The organism is Citrobacter sp. RHB20-C16, from assembly GCF_013890155.1.
In the GTDB taxonomy this organism is placed as follows: Bacteria; Pseudomonadota; Gammaproteobacteria; order Enterobacterales; family Enterobacteriaceae; genus Citrobacter_A; species Citrobacter_A amalonaticus.
In genome coordinates this window covers 1,114,667-1,133,330 of the sequence record NZ_CP057630.1, presented here as the reverse complement: position 1 = coordinate 1,133,330, position 18,664 = coordinate 1,114,667, and the positions used below count along the sequence as shown (strand labels likewise).

Here is an 18,664-nt window from a genome sequence, read left to right as displayed (position 1 = left end):
ATTTTATAACGCTAAGTTCCGGACAGAAGTTTATGGAAAAGGTAAAAATTTATTGTCCGTCTTTACAAAACTCAGTCTATTGTTCGACCGCCATCAGGCGGCGGTATTCATCCCATGCATAGAGGTCTGTCATGCCGCTGATATAATCCTGGATCAGCCGGCAACGATAATAATATTCCAGCAAGGGATACTCAGGCGAATCTGGTGTTAATTTACCCACGGCCTCCACATAGGCCAGTCGGTGACGCGTTGACAATTTCTGAAATAAGCGGGATTCGATAGGAAAGCGCTGCAGGCGTTCTTTTTCCACCAGCTCACTGAAATCCGCAAGCGGCAGGCTTAATAAAGGACGGTAGATATCGAGTAAGCCACTGATCACCCGATAGCCCTGTAATTCGAGTTGCTCCACATCAGGATGGCTAAACACATGTTTCATCGCAACATTTTTATAGATTTTCAGCAGGCGACTAAAGCTGCTGCCGTCTTCCAGCAATGCCTGATTAAACCTTCCGTCAAAGATTTGTTCCAGGTTATCAATAAAACGCTGCGCGGCGTAGGGCACCAGTTTATTAAGTGTATTCACCCGCAAATACATGAAAAATTGATCTTCAGTACTGCGGCTCAGATAATTCGCCCGTGATTTGTCCCAGGCATTTTCGACAACCTGCGCAAAGAGCGAACCTTTCTCATGCTCCCCCCAGGCCTCATATAAATGATGATAGAGTTGCTCAACGCTGAAGATTCTTTTCTCTACCGCATCTTCCAGATCGGCGACGCAATAAGAGATATCGTCGGCGGCTTCCATTATCCACGTTAACGGAAAGCGACTGTAAACCGCGAGATCGAGTTCTTTACGTAACCTCGCAATATACGGTTCTTCAGAAAGGTAATAGCCGGGTTTTTTCATTAAATAGTTGTGCGTCGCGGGCGTTTCTCCCCGCCACCATGCCGGACGGGTATATTTTAAGATCCCGCCGACCTGGGCCCATGTCAGGTTCATTCGCATCAAGGTATGTACCAGCCGAATCCCCTGAGCATTCCCTTCGAAATGACACAGGTCCTGGCGTACTTTACGGCGGATATCGTTCAACGACTCCTCGCCTTCGCGCAGACGCAACGTCGCCACAATGCAACGATCTTCGGTTAAGGGTTGGCTTTCCGCATCCGCCGGATGTAAGCGCTGGCGAAACCAGTCGTTGATCGCCGCCTCGCCAAAATGCCCAAACGGCGGGTTGCCAATGTCATGCATCAGGCAGGACATTTCGACGATGCTCTCAAACGGTCCCGTTAACTCATCCAGGCCGTATGGTTCCAGCAGTTTTTGTTCTTTGAGGCGGCTTAAAATCTCTTTGGCGATATAACGCCCCACCTGCTGAACTTCCATCGAATGGGTAAGGCGCGTACGCACGGCGGCATTACGCTCAAGGGGAAACACCTGGGTTTTCTGCTGCAGGCGACGGATCGCCGGAGAGTTAATAATGCGTCCACGGTCGCTTTCAAAAATGCGCAGGATCTCATGCTCGGTTTTGACCCCTTGCGGTGAACGAAAACGACGGTGCCAGTTTATTTTTTTCCGGAAATCAATCTGTGACATGTCCTCTCCCGCGTGAGAATGCACTTCGCCTTAAGCGCATGATAGACTATGCCTTTAAATCTCACCTGGCGCGAGTAAATCTATGAAAATCGGCATCATTGGTGCAATGGAAGAAGAGGTTACGCTGCTGCGTGACAAAATCGAAAACCGTCAAACTCTCACCCTGGGCGGTTGTGAAATTTACACCGGTCAGCTTAACGGAATCGACGTTGCGCTGCTGAAATCCGGTATTGGTAAAGTGGCGGCGGCGCTGGGCGCTACGCTGCTGCTTGAACGCTGCAAGCCGGACGTCATTATTAACACCGGTTCCGCAGGCGGCCTCGCTCCAACCCTGAAAGTGGGCGACATTGTGGTCTCTGATGAAGCGCGCTATCACGACGCTGACGTCACCGCATTTGGTTATGAGTTCGGCCAACTTCCGGGCTGCCCGGCCGGTTTTAAAGCCGATGAAAAACTGATTGCCGCAGCGGAATCCTGCATCGCTGAGCTGAACCTGAACGCGGTACGCGGCTTGATTGTCAGCGGCGATGCCTTCATTAACGGCTCCGTGGGGCTGGCGAAAATCCGTCACAACTTCCCGCAGGCCATTGCCGTTGAGATGGAAGCCACCGCGATTGCGCACGTTTGCCATAACTTCAAGGTACCGTTTGTGGTGGTCCGCGCGATCTCGGACGTTGCCGATCAGCAGTCCCATCTCAGCTTTGATGAGTTCCTGGCCGTTGCCGCGAAGCAATCCACGCTGATGGTTGAATCGCTGGTACAGAAACTGGCGCATGGCTAAATCCTTCTCCAGGGCGCTTGTCGCCCTGCTGTTAGCCCTCCCGGTGTGGCTGCATGCCGCACCGCGCGTGATTTCACTCTCTCCCGCCAACACGGAACTCGCCTTTGCCGCCGGGATCACCCCCGTTGGCGTCAGCAGCTATTCAGACTATCCGCCACAGGCGCAACGTATCGAGCAGATCTCGACCTGGCAAGGCATGAATCTGGAAAGGATTGTGGCGCTGAAGCCGGATCTGGTCCTCGCCTGGCGCGGCGGTAATGCCGAACGGCAGGTGAATCAACTCTCCTCGCTAGGCATCAAGGTCATGTGGATCGATGCCGTCACCATCGAACAGATTGCCGACACGTTGCAGACGCTGGCCGACTTTAGCCCGCATCCCGAAATGGCAAAGCACGCCGCGCAAACCTTGCTGGACGACTATTCGCAGCTAAAATCTCAATATGCAGGCAAAACGAAAAAACGCGTGTTTTTGCAGTTTGGTATCAATCCGCCCTTTACCAGCGGAAAAGGATCGATTCAAAACGAGGTTATTGAGCTCTGCGGGGGAGAAAACATCTTTGCCGGCAGTCGGGTTCCCTGGCCGCAGGTCAGTCGTGAACAGGTGCTGGCGCGCGCGCCGCAAGCGATCGTTGTCGCCGGCGATGCAGGTGAAATTCTCAAAATTAAGCAATACTGGGGTGATCAACTACAAATTCCGGTAATTCCTCTCAACAGTGACTGGTTTGAACGCGCAAGCCCGCGTATTATCCTCGCCGCAAAACAACTCTGTAATGCGCTTTCCCTGGTGAATTAGCGCCTGCCCCAACAGGTGTGTTGTGAGGATTTGATCATGCTCGTCTATTGGCTGGATATTGTAGGCACAGCAGTATTTGCTATCTCTGGCGTGTTACTGGCCGGGAAACTGCGTATGGACCCGTTTGGCGTGCTGGTATTGGGCGTCGTTACCGCCGTGGGCGGCGGGACGATCCGTGATATGGCATTAGATAACGGTCCCGTTTTCTGGGTTAAAGACCCAACCGATCTGGTGGTGGCGATGGTCACCAGCATGTTGACGATCCTGCTGGTGCGTCAGCCCAGACGCTTGCCTAAATGGATGCTGCCGGTGCTGGACGCCGTCGGCCTGGCGGTGTTTGTCGGGATCGGCGTCAACAAAGCATTTATAGCAGGGACGGGGCCGCTGGTGGCTATCTGTATGGGTGTCATCACCGGCGTGGGCGGCGGTATTATTCGCGATGTGCTGGCACGAGAAATCCCGATGATCCTGCGTACGGAAATCTACGCAACGGCCTGTATTATCGGCGGGATTGTCCACGCAACCGCGTATTACACCTTCGCGATGCCGCTGGAAGCCGCCAGTATGATGGGGATGGTTGTGACGCTGGTCATTCGCCTCGCGGCGATCCGCTGGCATCTGAAGCTGCCGACATTTGCGTTAGATGAGAATAGCCGTTAAATCCAGGCCGGATTAGGCGCTTTGCCCGGTAGCGCCTGCGCTTACCGGGCGCATTACAGACAGCACTCAGATGCTGAAGGAAGAGCCACACCCGCAGGTGCTTTTCGCATTCGGGTTGGTAACTACAAAACGAGAACCTTCCAGACCTTCGGTGTAGTCAACGGAACCGCCGACCAGATACTGCAGGCTCATAGGGTCAACCACCAGGCCAACGCCCTGTTTCTCGATGGTCATATCGCCTTCGTTGACCTGGTCATCAAAGGTAAAACCATACTGGAAACCGCTGCAACCGCCACCGGTGATATAGACACGCAGTTTCAGGTTCGGGTTTTCTTCGTCCGCGATCAGGCTTTTTACTTTATTGGCTGCTGCTTCAGTAAATTGCAGTGGCAGCGCTACGTCATCACTCATATTTTTGCTCCAAACGACATCGGCAATTGGGCAAATTCTGACCCAATATTAACGCCATTATCTAATACCCTGGTATTTCATTCAAGTATTCTCGCCAGCGGTGGTCGTCTGACTTTTTGCCGCCTGCTCCGCTTCCTGCTTCGCCAGCGTGCGGGCAAGGATAGTGGAGTATAGCGGTTTTCCGCCCAGGAATTGTGCTAATAGTGTTGCGCCAAGACAGGTAATAATCATTGGCAAAATGAGCTGATAGTTATCGGTCATCTCCAGCACCAGCACAATCCCGGTCAACGGCGCGCGCACCGATGCCGCCAGCAACGCGCCCATTCCGGCAATGGCGAACGTTCCGGCCTCAAGCTGATAATGCGGAAAGCCTGCCGCTGCTGCCATACCAAATGCGGTGCCCAACAACGTACCCAGCGCCAGCATCGGCGCAAAGATCCCGCCGGGCGCACCGGAAGAAAAACAGAGCAACGTGGTGATCACTCGCGCGATAAAGATAAACAGCAACAGTCCGACGCTAAAATTGCCCGCCGCCGCAATAGGGATAAGGTTAAAACCGCCGCCAGCCGCCGCTGGTTCAATCAACCCCAAAATGCCACACAGACCGCCAATCGCCCCGCCCATCAGCACCCATTTAGTGGTGTTTCCATGGTGAAAGCGCTGGAACATATCCTGAGTACGCAGCACCAGCTTATTGAAAACCGGTCCTACACAGCCAAAAATCATCCCGAGGATCAGATACAGCCACAGCGTATTGACCGGTGCGTTGGACAGTTTCCCCACTTCGATAATCGGCGATTCACCGTTGAAAATGCGGAAAACAATGCTCGACATGATCACGCCGGTAAAGACGGCTTTGATCGAGATAAGGTTATAGCGAAACTGCGGGCGCATCTCCTCGATGATAAACAGAATACCCGCCAGCGGTGCGTTGAAGGCGGCAGAAAGCCCTGCCGCTGCCCCGGTTGCCAACAGCGTATGGCGCGCTTCGGCGCTACGCATGCGGAAGATATCCAGCACCATGCGGCCAATATTTCCGCCGATTTGTACCGTCGGCCCTTCGCGTCCCAGCACCATCCCTGCACCCAGCGAGCCCATCCCACCGATAAACTTTACCGGCAACACACGCCACCAGCGGACGGGGCGAAGCTCTTCCAGCGCCCCTTCGATCTCCGGGATCCCCGACCCGCCAGCTTCCGGCGCAAATTTACGCACCAGAAAATAGCCGACCATCGCCAGTAATGCAGAGAGAATAAACGCCAGCGGCCAGAGCAGCATCGGATGGTCAGCCACATTCACTAGCGCACCGATACGCAGGTTTTGCACCCAGCTCACCGCTTTTTCGAACGCCACGCCTGCCAGACCGGTAAGCGTCCCCACCACTGCCGCCATCATTAAGATCGCCAGCGGTGTTTTATCTCGTTCCAGCAGTCGACGGATTTGGTCCCTGCGCCGTAAGCGCACAATTTGCTGTGCTTCAAAAGAGGGAGTTTCTGTCTTCATCAGATGATCATTAATTGGTAATACAAATGCAGAGGCGGCATTGTACTCGCCTCTTACCCGAAAATCCCCTGCAAATCGTAATGTTTCAAATGCGCAAAACTTTCATAACCTTCTCTGAATAACTAGAATAGCGGGCATTCACTTTTTCTACGAACCAGGAACCCATCCATGAGTAAGTCTGAAAACCTCTACAGCGCAGCACGCGAGCTAATCCCCGGCGGCGTTAACTCCCCTGTTCGCGCCTTTACTGGCGTGGGTGGTACTCCGCTGTTTATCGAAAAAGCGGACGGCGCATATCTGTACGATGTCGATGGCAAAGCCTATATCGATTACGTCGGCTCCTGGGGACCGATGGTGCTGGGACACAACCATCCGGCGATCCGCAACGCGGTGATCGAAGCGGCTGAGCGCGGCCTGAGCTTCGGCGCGCCGACCGAGATGGAAGTCAAAATGGCGGAGCTTGTGACCGAACTGGTACCGACGATGGACATGGTACGAATGGTCAACTCCGGTACCGAAGCGACCATGAGCGCCATTCGTCTGGCGCGTGGTTTCACTGGCCGCGATAAGATCATCAAATTTGAAGGCTGCTACCACGGCCACGCGGACTGTCTGCTGGTAAAAGCCGGCTCCGGCGCACTGACGCTGGGCCAGCCGAACTCTCCCGGCGTGCCGGCAGATTTTGCAAAGCATACCCTGACCTGTACTTATAACGATCTCAATTCCGTGCGTGCCGCGTTCGAGCAGTTCCCGCAGGAGATCGCCTGTATCATCGTTGAGCCAGTGGCAGGCAATATGAACTGCATCCCGCCGCTGCCGGAATTCCTGCCGGGTCTGCGCGCACTGTGCGATGAGTTCGGCGCGCTGCTGATTATCGACGAAGTGATGACCGGCTTCCGCGTGGCGCTGGCTGGCGCACAGGATTACTACAGCGTGGTGCCGGATCTGACCTGTCTGGGCAAAATCATTGGCGGCGGTATGCCTGTAGGAGCGTTCGGCGGTCGTCGCGACGTGATGGACGCGCTGGCCCCGACCGGCCCGGTTTATCAGGCGGGCACCCTCTCCGGCAATCCCATTGCCATGGCGGCCGGTTTTGCCTGTCTGACCGAAGTGGCGCAGCCGGGCATTCACGAAACGCTGGATGAACTCACGACGCGCCTGGCGGAAGGTCTGCTGGAAGCGGCAGAGGAAACCGCGATCCCGCTGGTCGTTAACCACGTTGGCGGCATGTTCGGGATTTTCTTCACCGACGCGAAAACTGTCACCTGCTATCAGGACGTGATGGCCTGTGACGTGGAACGCTTCAAGCGCTTCTTCCACATGATGCTGGACGAGGGGATTTACCTTGCGCCATCCGCGTTTGAAGCGGGCTTTATGTCCGTAGCGCACAGCATGGAAGACATCAATAACACTATCGACGCCGCGCGTCGGGTGTTTGCAAAGCTGTAACAGAGTACGTTTTAAACCGTAGGCCGGGTAAGGCGAAGCCGCCACCCGGCTTTTTTATTGCCGGATGGCGACGCGAAGCGTCTTATCTGGCCTACACGAAAAACATCCGAATCAACGACTCTGCTTACGTAACAGATAAATAAAGTACGGCGCACCGATAAACGTCGAGAGTATCCCCGCCGGGATCTGATACGGAAACAGCACCATCCGCCCGCACCAGTCGGCAAAGATGAGCAATAATCCTCCCGCCAGCGCCGACATCACAATATGCGGCATCGTTCGACGAAAACCTAACATCCGCGCGATATGCGGCGCCATCAGCCCGACAAAACTCAGTGGGCCGATTGTCATTGTGGCGGCAGCCGTCAGACTGGCTGCCAGCAGCAGCAGGCCAACCCGCGACGGTGTCAGCGCGATACCGACTGCACGGGCGGTATCACCGCCCAGCGGCAAAATCGTCAACCAGCGACGGCACAGTGGCGTGATCGCCAGCAGGATCGCCATCACCACCCCGGTATGCAGCACCTGCTGACCCGTCGCATTATAGGTCGAACCGGAGATCCAGGTCAGTACCCCGGCCATGCGCGGATCGCCGCTTGCCTGTAGCATCATCAGCAGCATGGTGAAGGCCGTGCTGAGCGCCATCCCGGCCAGCAGCATACGGTGGGGGGAGAACCCTCCTCGTCCGGCGGCAATCATAATGATCAACAGCGTGGCGGCAGCACCGAGACTCCCGGCGGGCAACAGCCAGCCAAACGCATCGCCCGGCACCAGAAACAGCATCAGCACAACGCCGAACGCCGCGCCGGAGCTGATCCCCAGCACTTCAGGACTCGCCATCGGGTTCCCGGTCAGCCGCTGGATGATACACCCCGCCACCGCCAGTATCACCCCGGCGATCATCGCCGCCAGAATGCGCGGCCAGCGCCAGGGCATCAGTTCTTCCAGTTGCACGCCGCTGGCCAAGCTCCAGCCCTGCGCGTCACGCCCCAGCGACAGCGCTACATATGCCCCGATCAACAGCAGCACGCCGCCGATCAGCGCATAACCCAGCACATGCTGACGTTCCGTCGTCACCCGGTCGCTGACGTTCATGTCCGGCGCGCTCATACTACGCAGGCGCGGTAGCAGCCACAGCAGCAGCGGTGCGCCGATCAGTGCCGTCACAGAACCGGTGGACACTTCCATCCATACGCGGGTCAGCCAGAGAATAACCTGATCGGACAGCCACAGAATCAGCGCCCCAATCAGCGGAGCCAGCATCAGGCGCGCCAGCAGACGACGCGCGCCCAGCATTTTCGCCAACAGCGGCGCAAACAGACCGATAAAACCGATAATCCCTACCGCATTGACCAGCAGTGCGCTAAGTACAATCGCCAGCGTCAGCGCCGCCAGACGCGCCAGCGACAGCGCCAGCCCTAAGTTGCGCGCAACGCCATCATCCAGCCCCATCAGGGTTAGCGGGCGCAACAACAACAAAGTGAGCATGACGCCGCCCAGCAGCTGCGGCCACAGACGCTGCACACCGCCCCAGTCAGTTTGCGTCAACGTTCCGGTACTCCACAGGAACATGCTCTGCAACTGATCGTGGTGAAAGATGACTAACAGTTGGTTGATGGCCCCGCAGTACAGACTGACCACCAGACCGGCGAGGATCAGCGTGACGGGAGAAAGTCGTTTTCCCCAGGCGACGCCAAACACCAGCGCCCCGACAATACAGGCGCCCACCAGAGCGGCAAACTGCCCGGCCATCACGCCCGGTATCGCCCACAATGTCGTGACCGTCATCCCTAACTGTGCGCCGGTCGCCACGCCCAGCGTGGTCGGTTCGGCCAGCGGGTTACGCAGCACCTGTTGAAAGAGCACGCCAACCAGACCCAGCCCGGCCCCAACCAGCAGGGAGATCACCAGACGAGGGAGAAGGCTGTAATGGAAAATCATCTGCTCGATGACGTCGATATCCGGTGACCACAGCGCCTGCTGCCACTGGGTACGCGGTAGCGCAACGGTGAAATTCGTCCAGGTTAACCCTACGGCGACGATAAACAACAGCGCCAGCAATAACGCCGGGAAACGTGCAATACGTTGACTCACGCCTTGCCCCCCAGCGCATTATCCAGAATACGGACAAAATTCATGGTCGACAATGTGGCGCCATAAAACCACACGGGCGGTACGCGCTGGAAACGCCCTTCACGTACGAACGGCATCGCCTGCCAGAGCGGCGTTGCCATCAGCGTGGCCATTTCTTTGTTATTCCCATGATCAAAGCAAAGCACATCGGCATCTTTGTAGGCTGCAAGGCGATCGATCCCGACCACCGTACTGCCCCAGAAATTGGTTTCTCCCTGCCAGGCGTTGCGAATCCCGTATTCATCCAGCACGTCCTGGAACAGGCAGTTCGGGCCGAAAACCAGCATATGGCGAGGATCGAGGAGAGTGATCAACAGCAGCGGGCGCTCTCCGCGCTGCACAAAGCGCGATTTCCGGCTGGCAATAAACTGGTCGTATTCCGCCAGATGTCGCTCAGCCACAGATTCCAGATTCAGCATCTGCGCCATGTCGATCAGAGATCGACGCGCCACGGCTAAGGGCTGTTTGCCATCGCTGAAGTTGAAGCCACGTCCGGGCGCAATTCGCGCCAGCGTTTCGGGAGAAGGGCCGTACCCTGTCGACCAGAACATATAGGAGGGTTTCATTTCGGTCAGCAGCTCAAGGTTCGGCTCGGTGCGTAATCCGACATCAATCACCGACGCAGGCAGCGGCGGCTCATTCACCCACAGGCGGTAGTTAGGAATATCTGCCACGCCATAGGGCGTCACGCCAAGCGCCAGCAACAGCTCAACCGGCAGCCACTCCAGCGCCACGATACGATGTGGATCGACAGCGGCTGCGCGCGCCGGTTTCATCTGCCAGAGCAGCGGGGAAAGTGCCATCGCCTTTAATAAACGACGACGTGTTATGTGGTGTAAGCCGCTCATCAATACACAAAACTCACAGGTGCAGCGCCTGCCGGATGCGGCAGGATCCCCATAGGGATGCCATAAATACGTTCCAGGGTTTCGCTACGCATCAGGTCGGCGGGCGTTCCCTGGGCAATCATTTCGCCCCCGCGCAAGGCGACTAAGTAGTCACAGTAGCGGGCAGCCATGTTGATATCATGCAGCACAGCGATCACCGTCAGGCCACGCTCCTGGCTGAGTCGATGAACCAGCGCCAGCACATCCACCTGGTGGGCAATATCCAGCGCCGAGGTGGGTTCATCGAGCAGCAGACAGCGACTGTCCTGCGCCACCAGCATCGCAATCCACGCGCGCTGACGTTCACCGCCGGAAAGACTGTCGACCAGACGATGCGCCAGGGGTTTTAACCCTACCAGCGCGATCGCCTCTTCCACTTTTTCTCTGTCCGCGACGCCAAAACGGCCCAGCGCCCCGTGCCACGGATAGCGACCAATCGCCACCAGTTCACGTACGGTCATCCCTTCCGCCTGCGGCAACTGCTGCGGTAAATACGCCACCTTACGGGCAAACGCTTTGCTGTTCCAACTGTTCAGCGGTTGTGCATCGAGCAGGATATCCCCTTCTGACGGCGGCTGATGGCGACCCAACATTTTTAACAACGTGGATTTACCTGAACCATTGTGACCAATCAGGCCAGTCACTTTACCGACGGGAAAAGTTAACGACAGAGGGTGCAGAAGCGTGCGACCTGGCACGCGAAAGGAGACATCACGCAGTGCAAACGTGGTATCGGGATGATGAGTCTGTTCCTGCATAGCGGCCAACTTGTAAAGCGGGCACGCAATGCGTGCCCAAAGAAAAATTAGAAACGGAATGTTGCGGTAGCAACGACCTGACGTTCCGCGCCCCAGAAGCAGCCATAGGTGTTAAAGCAGCTGGCGACGTATTCGCGGTCAAACAGGTTGTTGACATGCAGCGCGACGTTGGAACCTGCCATGCCAAGGCGTGCCAGATCGTACCGAACCAGCGCATCCACCAGGGTGTAGCTGCCGACTTTAAAGGAGTTAGCCGGATCGCCATAGCTGGAGCTGGTATAGCGAACGCCGGTGCCCAGAGTCAGACCGGAAAGCAGGCCGTCAAACATCGTGTAATCGCCCCATAGCGACGCCATATGTTTTGGCACCTGCGCCGGGGTGTTGCCTTTGTAGTTGGTGTCGGTAGTGTATTCCGCATCCGTATAAGTGTAGGAACCGACCACGTTAACGCTGGCAGACAGCGCCGCTTTTGCTTCCACTTCAACGCCGCGTGAACGAATCTCACCGCCTTCAACCGAGAAGAACGAACCGTTAGGATCGGCCATCAGGTTGTTGGTTTTGGTCAACTGATAGACCGCACCGGTGATCACGATCGGACGATCGTTCGGGACATATTTCACGCCCGCTTCGTACTGCTTGCCTTTAGACGGCGCAAAGATGCTGCCGTTCGCGCCCACGGTAGAAGCCGGTTCGAACGACTCGCTGTAGCTGAAGTACGGAGTCACGCCGTTGTCGAACAGGTAGTTTACGCCGCCGCGCCAGGTAAACTCGTTATCATTACGCGAGTGCTGAGTATTCGCTTCACGATCCAGAGTATCCTGCTGCGCCCAGTCATAACGTCCGCCCAACGTCACCAGCACTTTATCCCACTGCATCTGATCCTGGGCGTACACGCCGGTCTGCTTCTGCTTGTTCAGCACGCGATAGGCGGCGCCAGGCCCTGGATGGGATCCGAAGTCGAAATCGCTGCGATCAAGGTTGTAGATGTCAGATGGCGCAACTGAACCAGCCCAGCCAAACCAGGAGTCGATGTCGTTACGCATACGCATAAAATCAACGCCGGTCAGCAGGGTATGATCCAGAGAACCGGTCGCAAACTTGCTTTGCAGTTGGGTATCCACAGAGAAGTTCTGCAGTTTTTCGTTATCATCCACATACTGACGGGTCAGCGTATGCCCCCACTGTGACTGCGGTACGCTGGCGCAAGGGCTGGTGCTCGGGTTGCTCGAATAGAGCGGATCGGAACACATGCCGTAACCATATACACTGTTCTGCGACACTTTGTTTTCCGCGTAACGCAGGTTCTGACGCACGGTAAACGTATCGTTGAATTCGTGGTCGAAGCTATAACCGACCATCTTCTCATTACGAGAGTAGGTATTGTTTTTCGCGCCTTCGTTGAAGTCTGTCGACAGACGCTTACCGTTCGGCAGCGTGCTGACAGTCCCCTCTTTCGGCAACCAGCCGTAGTAACCGGTCTCAGGTTCGTTCTGGAAGTAGGACAGGAACGTGAAGTTGGTTTTGTCATCCGGACGCCAGCTAAAGGACGGCGCAATAGCATAACGCTGTTCTTCCGCCCCCTGCTGCTGCGCATTCGCCGAGCGGGCCAGACCCGTTAAGCGATAAGAGTAAACGCCGTCGTCATCCAGCGCATCGCTGAAGTCAAAACCGGTCTGGAACAGGCTGTTAGTGCCCATTTTAAACTGAACCTCTTTCAGCGGCTCGGTGGTTGGACGCTTGCTGACCATGTTCAACAAACCGCCTGGGTTGCTCTTACCGTACAGAACAGAAACCGGCCCACGCATCACTTCCGCGCGTTCCAGCATATAAGGATCAATCACCGCATCGTTGTAAAAGTTCCCCTGCATCTTCAGGCCATTCAGATAGTTATTCTGACTTTGGCCGTCGGCAGCGAAACCGCGAATGATCAGGTAGTCATAGGTGTTAGATGCGCCACGCGTGCCCACGGCAACGCCTGGGGTATAGCTGAGCGCCTCTTTCACGGACTTCGGCTGGTGTAGCGCCATCTCTTCGGCAGTCACCACAGAAATAGACTGGGGAACTTTCTGAATCGGGGTATCCGTTTTGGTCGCGGTGGCTGACTGGCGTGCCGCGATGGTTGCCGCCGGTCCCCATGCACTTTCCTGCGGAGCAGGAGCCGCGGTGACGGTGATAGTGTCTTCTTTTTTCGGTTCAACCGCCGCCTGTGCATAGACAGACATGCCGCTAACCGCTGTGGCTACTACGACTGCAATTTTACGCAGCGAGTGTTTTGGCTGAGCAGTTTTTTGACGCGCCATTGGTATATCTCTGATGGAAAGTGAATGATAACGTAAACGAGAATTATTATTATGACGGCAGAATAATATTCGAAACGCGGCCGCGATAGCAAGCGATACGCGTCCCTACCAAAACTGAGGGGTTAAGAAATATCCAGATGAAAAGAAAGGGTTAAAAAGAAGCCGGAAATGTTTCTGTGAAGGCATTGCCGGATGGCGGCGAAAACGCCTTATCCGGCCTACCAACCCAATACTTGCATGAGCCCAGTAGGCCGGATAAGCGAAGTGCCATCCGGCACGGCGGTTAGTTACCGCCAAACATATCCTTAATCCATCCCGCCACGCCATCGCTGTCTTTCTTCTCTTCCTTCGGCGGCTGATGCTGCGGTTGCTGTGGCTGAGAAGATTGATCGAACGGGTTCCCGGTCGGCTGCTGCATCATTTCGCCCTGCTGGCAGAGCGAGTCGGGATCGGAGGTCCAGACTGGCAACGTGCGCATACCGCCACTGCAGACAAAGTTGCCGTCATAGTCGACGCCCATCTCCGCAATATCTTCCGGTGGCGTCAGCGTGAGCGGCGTTGGCGTCTGGTTAGCCAGATAGCGCTGATAAATCGACATCGCCCCGCTCGCCCCGTACAGCTTCGTCGGCTGGTTGTTATCGCGACCCACCCAGGTGATGGTCACCTGACTACCGTCAATACCGGCAAACCAGGTATCGACGTTGTTGTTGGTGGTCCCGGTTTTACCCGCCAGATGCAGATTCGGGTACTTCGCGCCCAGCTGACGACCAGTACCACGCTGCACCACCTGCTGCATCGTCCACAGCGTCATATAGGCGGCCTGCGCCGGAACGGCACGCTCCGCTTGCGGGAAGCTCTGATACAGCACAGTGCCGTCTTCAGCGATGACCGAACGCAGCGCGGAAAGCGGCGCACGATTACCGCCGCTGGCAATCGTCTGGAACGCCTGTGCCACTTCGATCGGCGTCAGGTTCAGTGCCCCCAGCAGCATAGCCGGAACCGGATGCAACTGCTCTTTCGGCACGCCCAGCTTCAGCCAGGTGTCGGTGACAGCCGGCAAGCCAAGCGCCATCCCCAGATTGACCGTCGGCACGTTCATAGAACGCGTCAACGCATCCACCAGCATCACTTTTCCGCTTTCGCTGTAGCGACGGTCATCGTTCTGCGGCGACCACACCTGGCCGTTTGGTTGACGCAGCGCAATCGGCGCATCGGCAATCCAGGTGTTCAGGCGATAGATTTTCGGCTGGCTCAGCGCGGTCAGATAGGTTGCCGGTTTGGCCAGTGAACCAATCGAGCGACGTGCCTGCATCGCGCGGTTATAGCCTGCAAACTGCGGCTCAGCGCCGCCGACCATAGCGCGGACTTCGCCACTGAAGCGGTCTACCACTACAATCGCCGTTTCAAGATCGCTCAGTTTGCGCTGTTTCTTCAGTTCCGGAATGCCATCAACGGCGGCTTTCTCAGCGGCATCCTGGGCGACAGAGTCAAAGGTGGTGAAGATCTTCACGCCGGAGAGATCTTTTACTTTATCACCCAGCTTCGCCTGCAACTCCTGACGCACCATCTGCATAAACGCGGGCTGTGGTGAGATCACCCCACCGCGCGGCTGCACGCCTAACGGACGCGCGCTCAGCATGTCGTAGAGTTCCTGATCGATCACCTGTTGTTGTTGCAGCAGGCGCAGCACCAGGTTACGACGTTCAAGCGCCAGTTTCGGGTTGCGCCAGGGGTTGTAGATTGAGGCCCCTTTCACCATCCCTACCAGCAGCGCCTGCTGATCAAGGCTCAGTTCCTCTACCGGACGGCCAAAGTAGTACAGGCTCGCCAGCGGGAATCCACGGATCTCATTATCACCGCTCTGACCGAGATACACCTCGTTCATATACAGCTCAAGAATACGATCTTTGCTGTAGCGCGCATCCATCAGCAGCGCCATATAGGCTTCGTTAGCCTTACGCCAGTACGAACGTTCGCTGGAGAGGAACAGGTTTTTCACCAGCTGTTGGGTCAGGGTACTTGCCCCCTGTACCGTGCGTCCGGCGGTCAGGTTTGCCAGCACGGCGCGACCGATGGAGTACAGACTCACCCCGTCATGTTCATAGAAATGACGGTCTTCCGTCGCCAGCAGCGTATCCACCAGCAGATCCGGGAAGCCACTACGCGGGACAAACAGACGCTGTTCACCGTTTGGCGACGACAGCATGGTAATCAAACGCGGATCGAGACGGAAGAAACCGAACTGACGGTTGTTGTCCATGTTGACGATGGTATCCAGGCGGCCGCCATCGAACGTCAGACGCGCGCGCACCTGACCCTCCTTGCTGTCCGGGAAATCAAACGGACGGCGGATCATCTCAATACTGTTCGCCTGCACGGTAAACTCGCCAGGACGCGTCATTTTGCTGACCTGACGGTACTGGGTGGCTTCCAGCAGCTTAACCATTTCGTTTTTGCTGACCGACATCTCCGGCTCAAGGTTGACCATCCGGCCATATACCGCCGCCGGCAACTGCCAGACTTTGCCATCGATACGGCTACGGATTTTTTGATCCAGATAGACGCCGTAAATGGCAAGCAGTACCGCAAAAACAATCGCAATTTTCAGCAGCAGCCACAACCAGCCGCGCTTACCACGAGGCTTACGCCCTTTGCCTTTACCTTTACGCGGCATCGGTTCTTCATCCTCATAGTCATCATCATATTCGTCGTCGTACTCATCATCTCTGAGTTGGCGACGGCTCACCTTTTGTTTCACCGGACGCGTGGGTTTCCCTTTGCGTCCAATTGGCTCGCGGTCATTCCCGGCCATGCTTTTTCTCCGCAACATTCAGGCGCAAAGGCCTGATTCTCTGTTCTTCCGTCAGAAGACAGAAGAAGAAATCTCTCAATTTTACTGCTCTTTTGCCGGATGCGGCATAAACGCCTTATCCGGCCTACGAATACTTTTTGGTTCGCCGCGTCGGCGCCGTGTTCGCCGGATCGTCCGGCCAGACATGTTTGGGGTAGCGCCCTTTCATCTCTTTTTGCACGTCGCGATACGACCCTTGCCAGAACGCGGCCAAATCCTGAGTAATCTGCAACGGTCGCTGCGCGGGGGATAAGAGCTCCAGCACCAGCGGCACGCGGCCCTCCGCAATAGTCGGCGTTTTGGCCTCGCCAAACATCTCCTGCATTCTGACCGCCAGCGCCGGCGGGTTATCTTCGTGATAACGAATGGCTATCCGACTTCCCGTCGGCACAGTGTAATGTGTGGGTAACGAACTCACCAGACGTTGCTGCAGGGAATAATCCAGTAATCCGCTCAATGCCTGGTGAACATCCAACGATTTCAGGCCGCGCAGCGAATGCACGCCGCTCATATGCGGCAGCAGCCAGTTCTCCAGCGTGGCCAGCAATGTCCTGTCGTCCACCGCAGGCCAATCATACTCCGGCAGCCATTTCGCCGCACAATGCAAACGTAACCGCAGTTGTTCTGCCGCAGGCGTCCAGTTGAGCACGCTCAGGCCTTTATCGCGGATACCGTTAAGCATCGCCAGATGCAACTCGTCTTCAGACGGTTTTGCCAGCGGCTGGACTTTAACCGTCAGTTCGCCTATCCGCATTCTACGCCAGGCTTTCAGCGTCCCCTGCGCCTCATCCCACTCAATGGTATCAGACTGCTGTAGCAGTTCAGGACAACGCGAGATAAGCGCGTCGATATCGAGCGGCAGCGCCAGCAGGATCCGCGCATCCGGCGACGCGCTCCCCTGCAGCAACAGAGGCGCAATCAACCATTCGTGCCGCCCCAGCGCATCATCGACATCCAGCGCCGCGCCCATACCGTTCGCCAGTTGATAACGCCCGTCCTGGCTGCGTCGACGCGCGATGCGATCGGCAAAGGCCTGGGCCAGCAGTGGGGCGATGCGCGACGCATCCGCTTCGCCGTTACGAACATTCAGACGTTTGAGAAGTTGCTGACTGCGCTGCTGCCAGGCAGGCTGATGGCGGGAAAACGCCACTCCCAGATCGGTATTGCCCATCCGCGGCGGCTCCTCAAGAATGGCTGCCAGCTTTGCTGCCGTAGCTGCATCGTCGGGCGTGGCAGCACTGACTAGCATCGCGGCCAGGCGCGGATCGTTACCCAACGCCGCCATTTTTTGCCCTATCGCACTGAGCTGCTCGCCATCCAGCGCGCCCAGCATGTGCAGTAATCGTTTCGCCGCCTGTACGTTGACGGCGGGTGGCAAATCCAGCCAGGTGAGTTGCGCGGGATCGCGACATCCCCACTGCAACAACTCCATCAGCAAACCGGAGAGATCGCTGTGCAACATCTCAGGATCCCCCTGTGCTGCCGCGCGTTCCGCCTGCTCTTTCGCCAGCAGATGCAGACAAATCCCCGGCTCCAGACGCCCGGCACGCCCGGCGCGCTGGGTCATTGAGGCCTGGCTAATGCGCTGAGTGATAAGCCGGGTCAACCCGGTTCGCGCATCAAACCGCGCCACCCGCTCCTGCGCGCAATCCACCACCAGTCGAATCCCCTCAATGGTCAGACTGGTTTCCGCAATATTGGTTGCCAACACAACTTTGCGCATCCCGTCCGGGGCCGGCAAAATCGCTTTGCGCTGATCGTTGAGCGACAGCGCGCCATACAGCGGACACAGCAGCACATCGCTGCCGACTCGCGTACTTAATTGCTCCTGTACGCGCAGGATCTCCCCGACACCGGGTAGAAACAGCAGCAGCGAGCCTGGCTCTCTGCGCAGCAGCTCGGCGCAGGCGACCGCCACGGCTTCGTCGAAACGCAATTGCGACGCCAGCGGTTGATAACGCCGCTCAACGGGAAAGGCGCGCCCTTCGGAAACGATCACCGGCGCATCCGGCAGACACTGTTGCAGGCGATCGTTATCCAGCGTGGCGGACATAATCAACAGTTTGAGATCGTCGCGCAGCCCTTGCTGCACATCCAGCAGCAGCGCCAGTGCGAGATCCGCCTGCAAACTGCGTTCGTGAAATTCATCGAGGATCACCAGCCCAACGCCACTGAGTTCCGGGTCACGCTGGATCATACGCGTCAGAACCCCTTCGGTAACCACCTCAAGCCGTGTTGCTGGCCCGACGCAGGATTGTGCCCGCATCCGGTAACCGACCGTCTCACCGGGCTTTTCATTGAGCAGTTCCGCAAGCCTTTGCGCCACGTTTCGTGCCGCCAGACGACGCGGTTCCAGCAGGATAATCCGCCCTTCGAACCCTTTATGTGCCAGAAACTGTAGCGGTAACCAGGTTGACTTACCGGCACCCGTCGGCGCGCTCAGCAGAACCTGCGGCGCAGAATCCAGGACGGTAAGCAATTCAGGCAGTACAGCGGCAACAGGTAACGACGTCACAAATGGCTCCAGAGGGTTAACATTCTTCG

Annotated in this window: 13 protein-coding genes; 4 read left to right on the top strand and 9 right to left on the bottom strand. The window is 56.8% G+C overall.

Annotation, left to right across the window (positions count from 1 at the left end; all coding sequences use genetic code 11):
- Positions 1–76: 76 nt before the first annotated feature.
- A complete protein-coding gene (dgt, locus tag HVX64_RS05500; protein WP_181825312.1) occupies positions 77–1,594 on the bottom strand; it encodes a dGTPase in 1,518 nt (505 codons plus the stop codon).
- A gap of 82 nt (positions 1,595–1,676) precedes the next feature.
- Here dgt and mtnN point away from each other — a divergent pair, with 82 nt between their 5' ends.
- Genes mtnN through HVX64_RS05485 form a run of 3 tightly spaced genes read left to right on the top strand, consistent with a single transcriptional unit; the run spans position 1,677 to position 3,828 of the window.
- Positions 1,677–2,375: a 5'-methylthioadenosine/S-adenosylhomocysteine nucleosidase gene (gene mtnN / locus HVX64_RS05495; protein WP_044255386.1), complete on the top strand. Its 699-nt coding sequence runs from the start codon at positions 1,677–1,679 to the stop codon at positions 2,373–2,375.
- A complete protein-coding gene (btuF, locus tag HVX64_RS05490; protein ID WP_044255387.1) occupies positions 2,368–3,168 on the top strand; it encodes a vitamin B12 ABC transporter substrate-binding protein BtuF in 801 nt (266 codons plus the stop codon). Before mtnN ends, btuF begins: the two co-directional genes overlap by 8 nt.
- Before the next feature lie 36 nt (positions 3,169–3,204).
- Positions 3,205–3,828 carry a TRIC cation channel family protein gene (locus HVX64_RS05485; protein ID WP_042997876.1) on the top strand — a complete coding sequence of 208 codons (624 nt, stop codon included), beginning with the start codon at positions 3,205–3,207 and terminating at the stop codon, positions 3,826–3,828.
- Positions 3,829–3,894: 66 nt separating this feature from the next.
- Here HVX64_RS05485 and erpA read toward each other — a convergent pair whose 3' ends face one another.
- Together erpA and clcA are read right to left on the bottom strand one after the other, a co-directional pair.
- On the bottom strand, positions 3,895–4,239 hold the full coding sequence (gene erpA, locus HVX64_RS05480; protein WP_042997877.1) for an iron-sulfur cluster insertion protein ErpA: 345 nt from the start codon (positions 4,237–4,239) through the stop codon (positions 3,895–3,897).
- Positions 4,240–4,320: 81 nt separating this feature from the next.
- Positions 4,321–5,742, bottom strand: coding sequence for a H(+)/Cl(-) exchange transporter ClcA (gene clcA / locus HVX64_RS05475; protein WP_044255388.1), 1,422 nt, complete (start codon positions 5,740–5,742; stop codon positions 4,321–4,323).
- A gap of 168 nt (positions 5,743–5,910) precedes the next feature.
- Between clcA and hemL the strand changes: the two genes are divergently transcribed.
- Positions 5,911–7,191 carry a glutamate-1-semialdehyde 2,1-aminomutase gene (hemL, locus tag HVX64_RS05470; RefSeq protein ID WP_042997879.1) on the top strand — a complete coding sequence of 427 codons (1,281 nt, stop codon included), beginning with the start codon at positions 5,911–5,913 and terminating at the stop codon, positions 7,189–7,191.
- Between the two features lie 111 nt (positions 7,192–7,302).
- Here hemL and fhuB read toward each other — a convergent pair whose 3' ends face one another.
- From fhuB to hrpB, 6 genes are all read right to left on the bottom strand, one after another.
- Positions 7,303–9,285, bottom strand: a complete 1,983-nt coding sequence (gene fhuB / locus HVX64_RS05465; RefSeq protein WP_044255389.1) for a Fe(3+)-hydroxamate ABC transporter permease FhuB — start codon at positions 9,283–9,285, stop codon at positions 7,303–7,305.
- On the bottom strand, positions 9,282–10,172 hold the full coding sequence (fhuD, locus tag HVX64_RS05460; protein ID WP_044255391.1) for a Fe(3+)-hydroxamate ABC transporter substrate-binding protein FhuD: 891 nt from the start codon (positions 10,170–10,172) through the stop codon (positions 9,282–9,284). Before fhuD ends, fhuB begins: the two co-directional genes overlap by 4 nt.
- On the bottom strand, positions 10,172–10,969 hold the full coding sequence (gene fhuC, locus HVX64_RS05455) for a Fe3+-hydroxamate ABC transporter ATP-binding protein FhuC (RefSeq protein ID WP_044255394.1): 798 nt from the start codon (positions 10,967–10,969) through the stop codon (positions 10,172–10,174). The genes fhuD and fhuC overlap by 1 nt, the downstream gene beginning before the upstream one ends.
- A gap of 47 nt (positions 10,970–11,016) precedes the next feature.
- Complete coding sequence (fhuA, locus tag HVX64_RS05450; protein WP_044255396.1) at positions 11,017–13,269, bottom strand: ferrichrome porin FhuA; 2,253 nt, start codon at positions 13,267–13,269, stop codon at positions 11,017–11,019.
- Positions 13,270–13,552: 283 nt separating this feature from the next.
- Entirely contained in the window at positions 13,553–16,081 is a 2,529-nt protein-coding gene (gene mrcB / locus HVX64_RS05445; RefSeq protein WP_181825311.1) for a bifunctional glycosyl transferase/transpeptidase, read from the bottom strand.
- Between the two features lie 124 nt (positions 16,082–16,205).
- Positions 16,206–18,635, bottom strand: a complete 2,430-nt coding sequence (hrpB, locus tag HVX64_RS05440; protein ID WP_044255399.1) for an ATP-dependent helicase HrpB — start codon at positions 18,633–18,635, stop codon at positions 16,206–16,208.
- Positions 18,636–18,664: the final 29 nt, after the last annotated feature.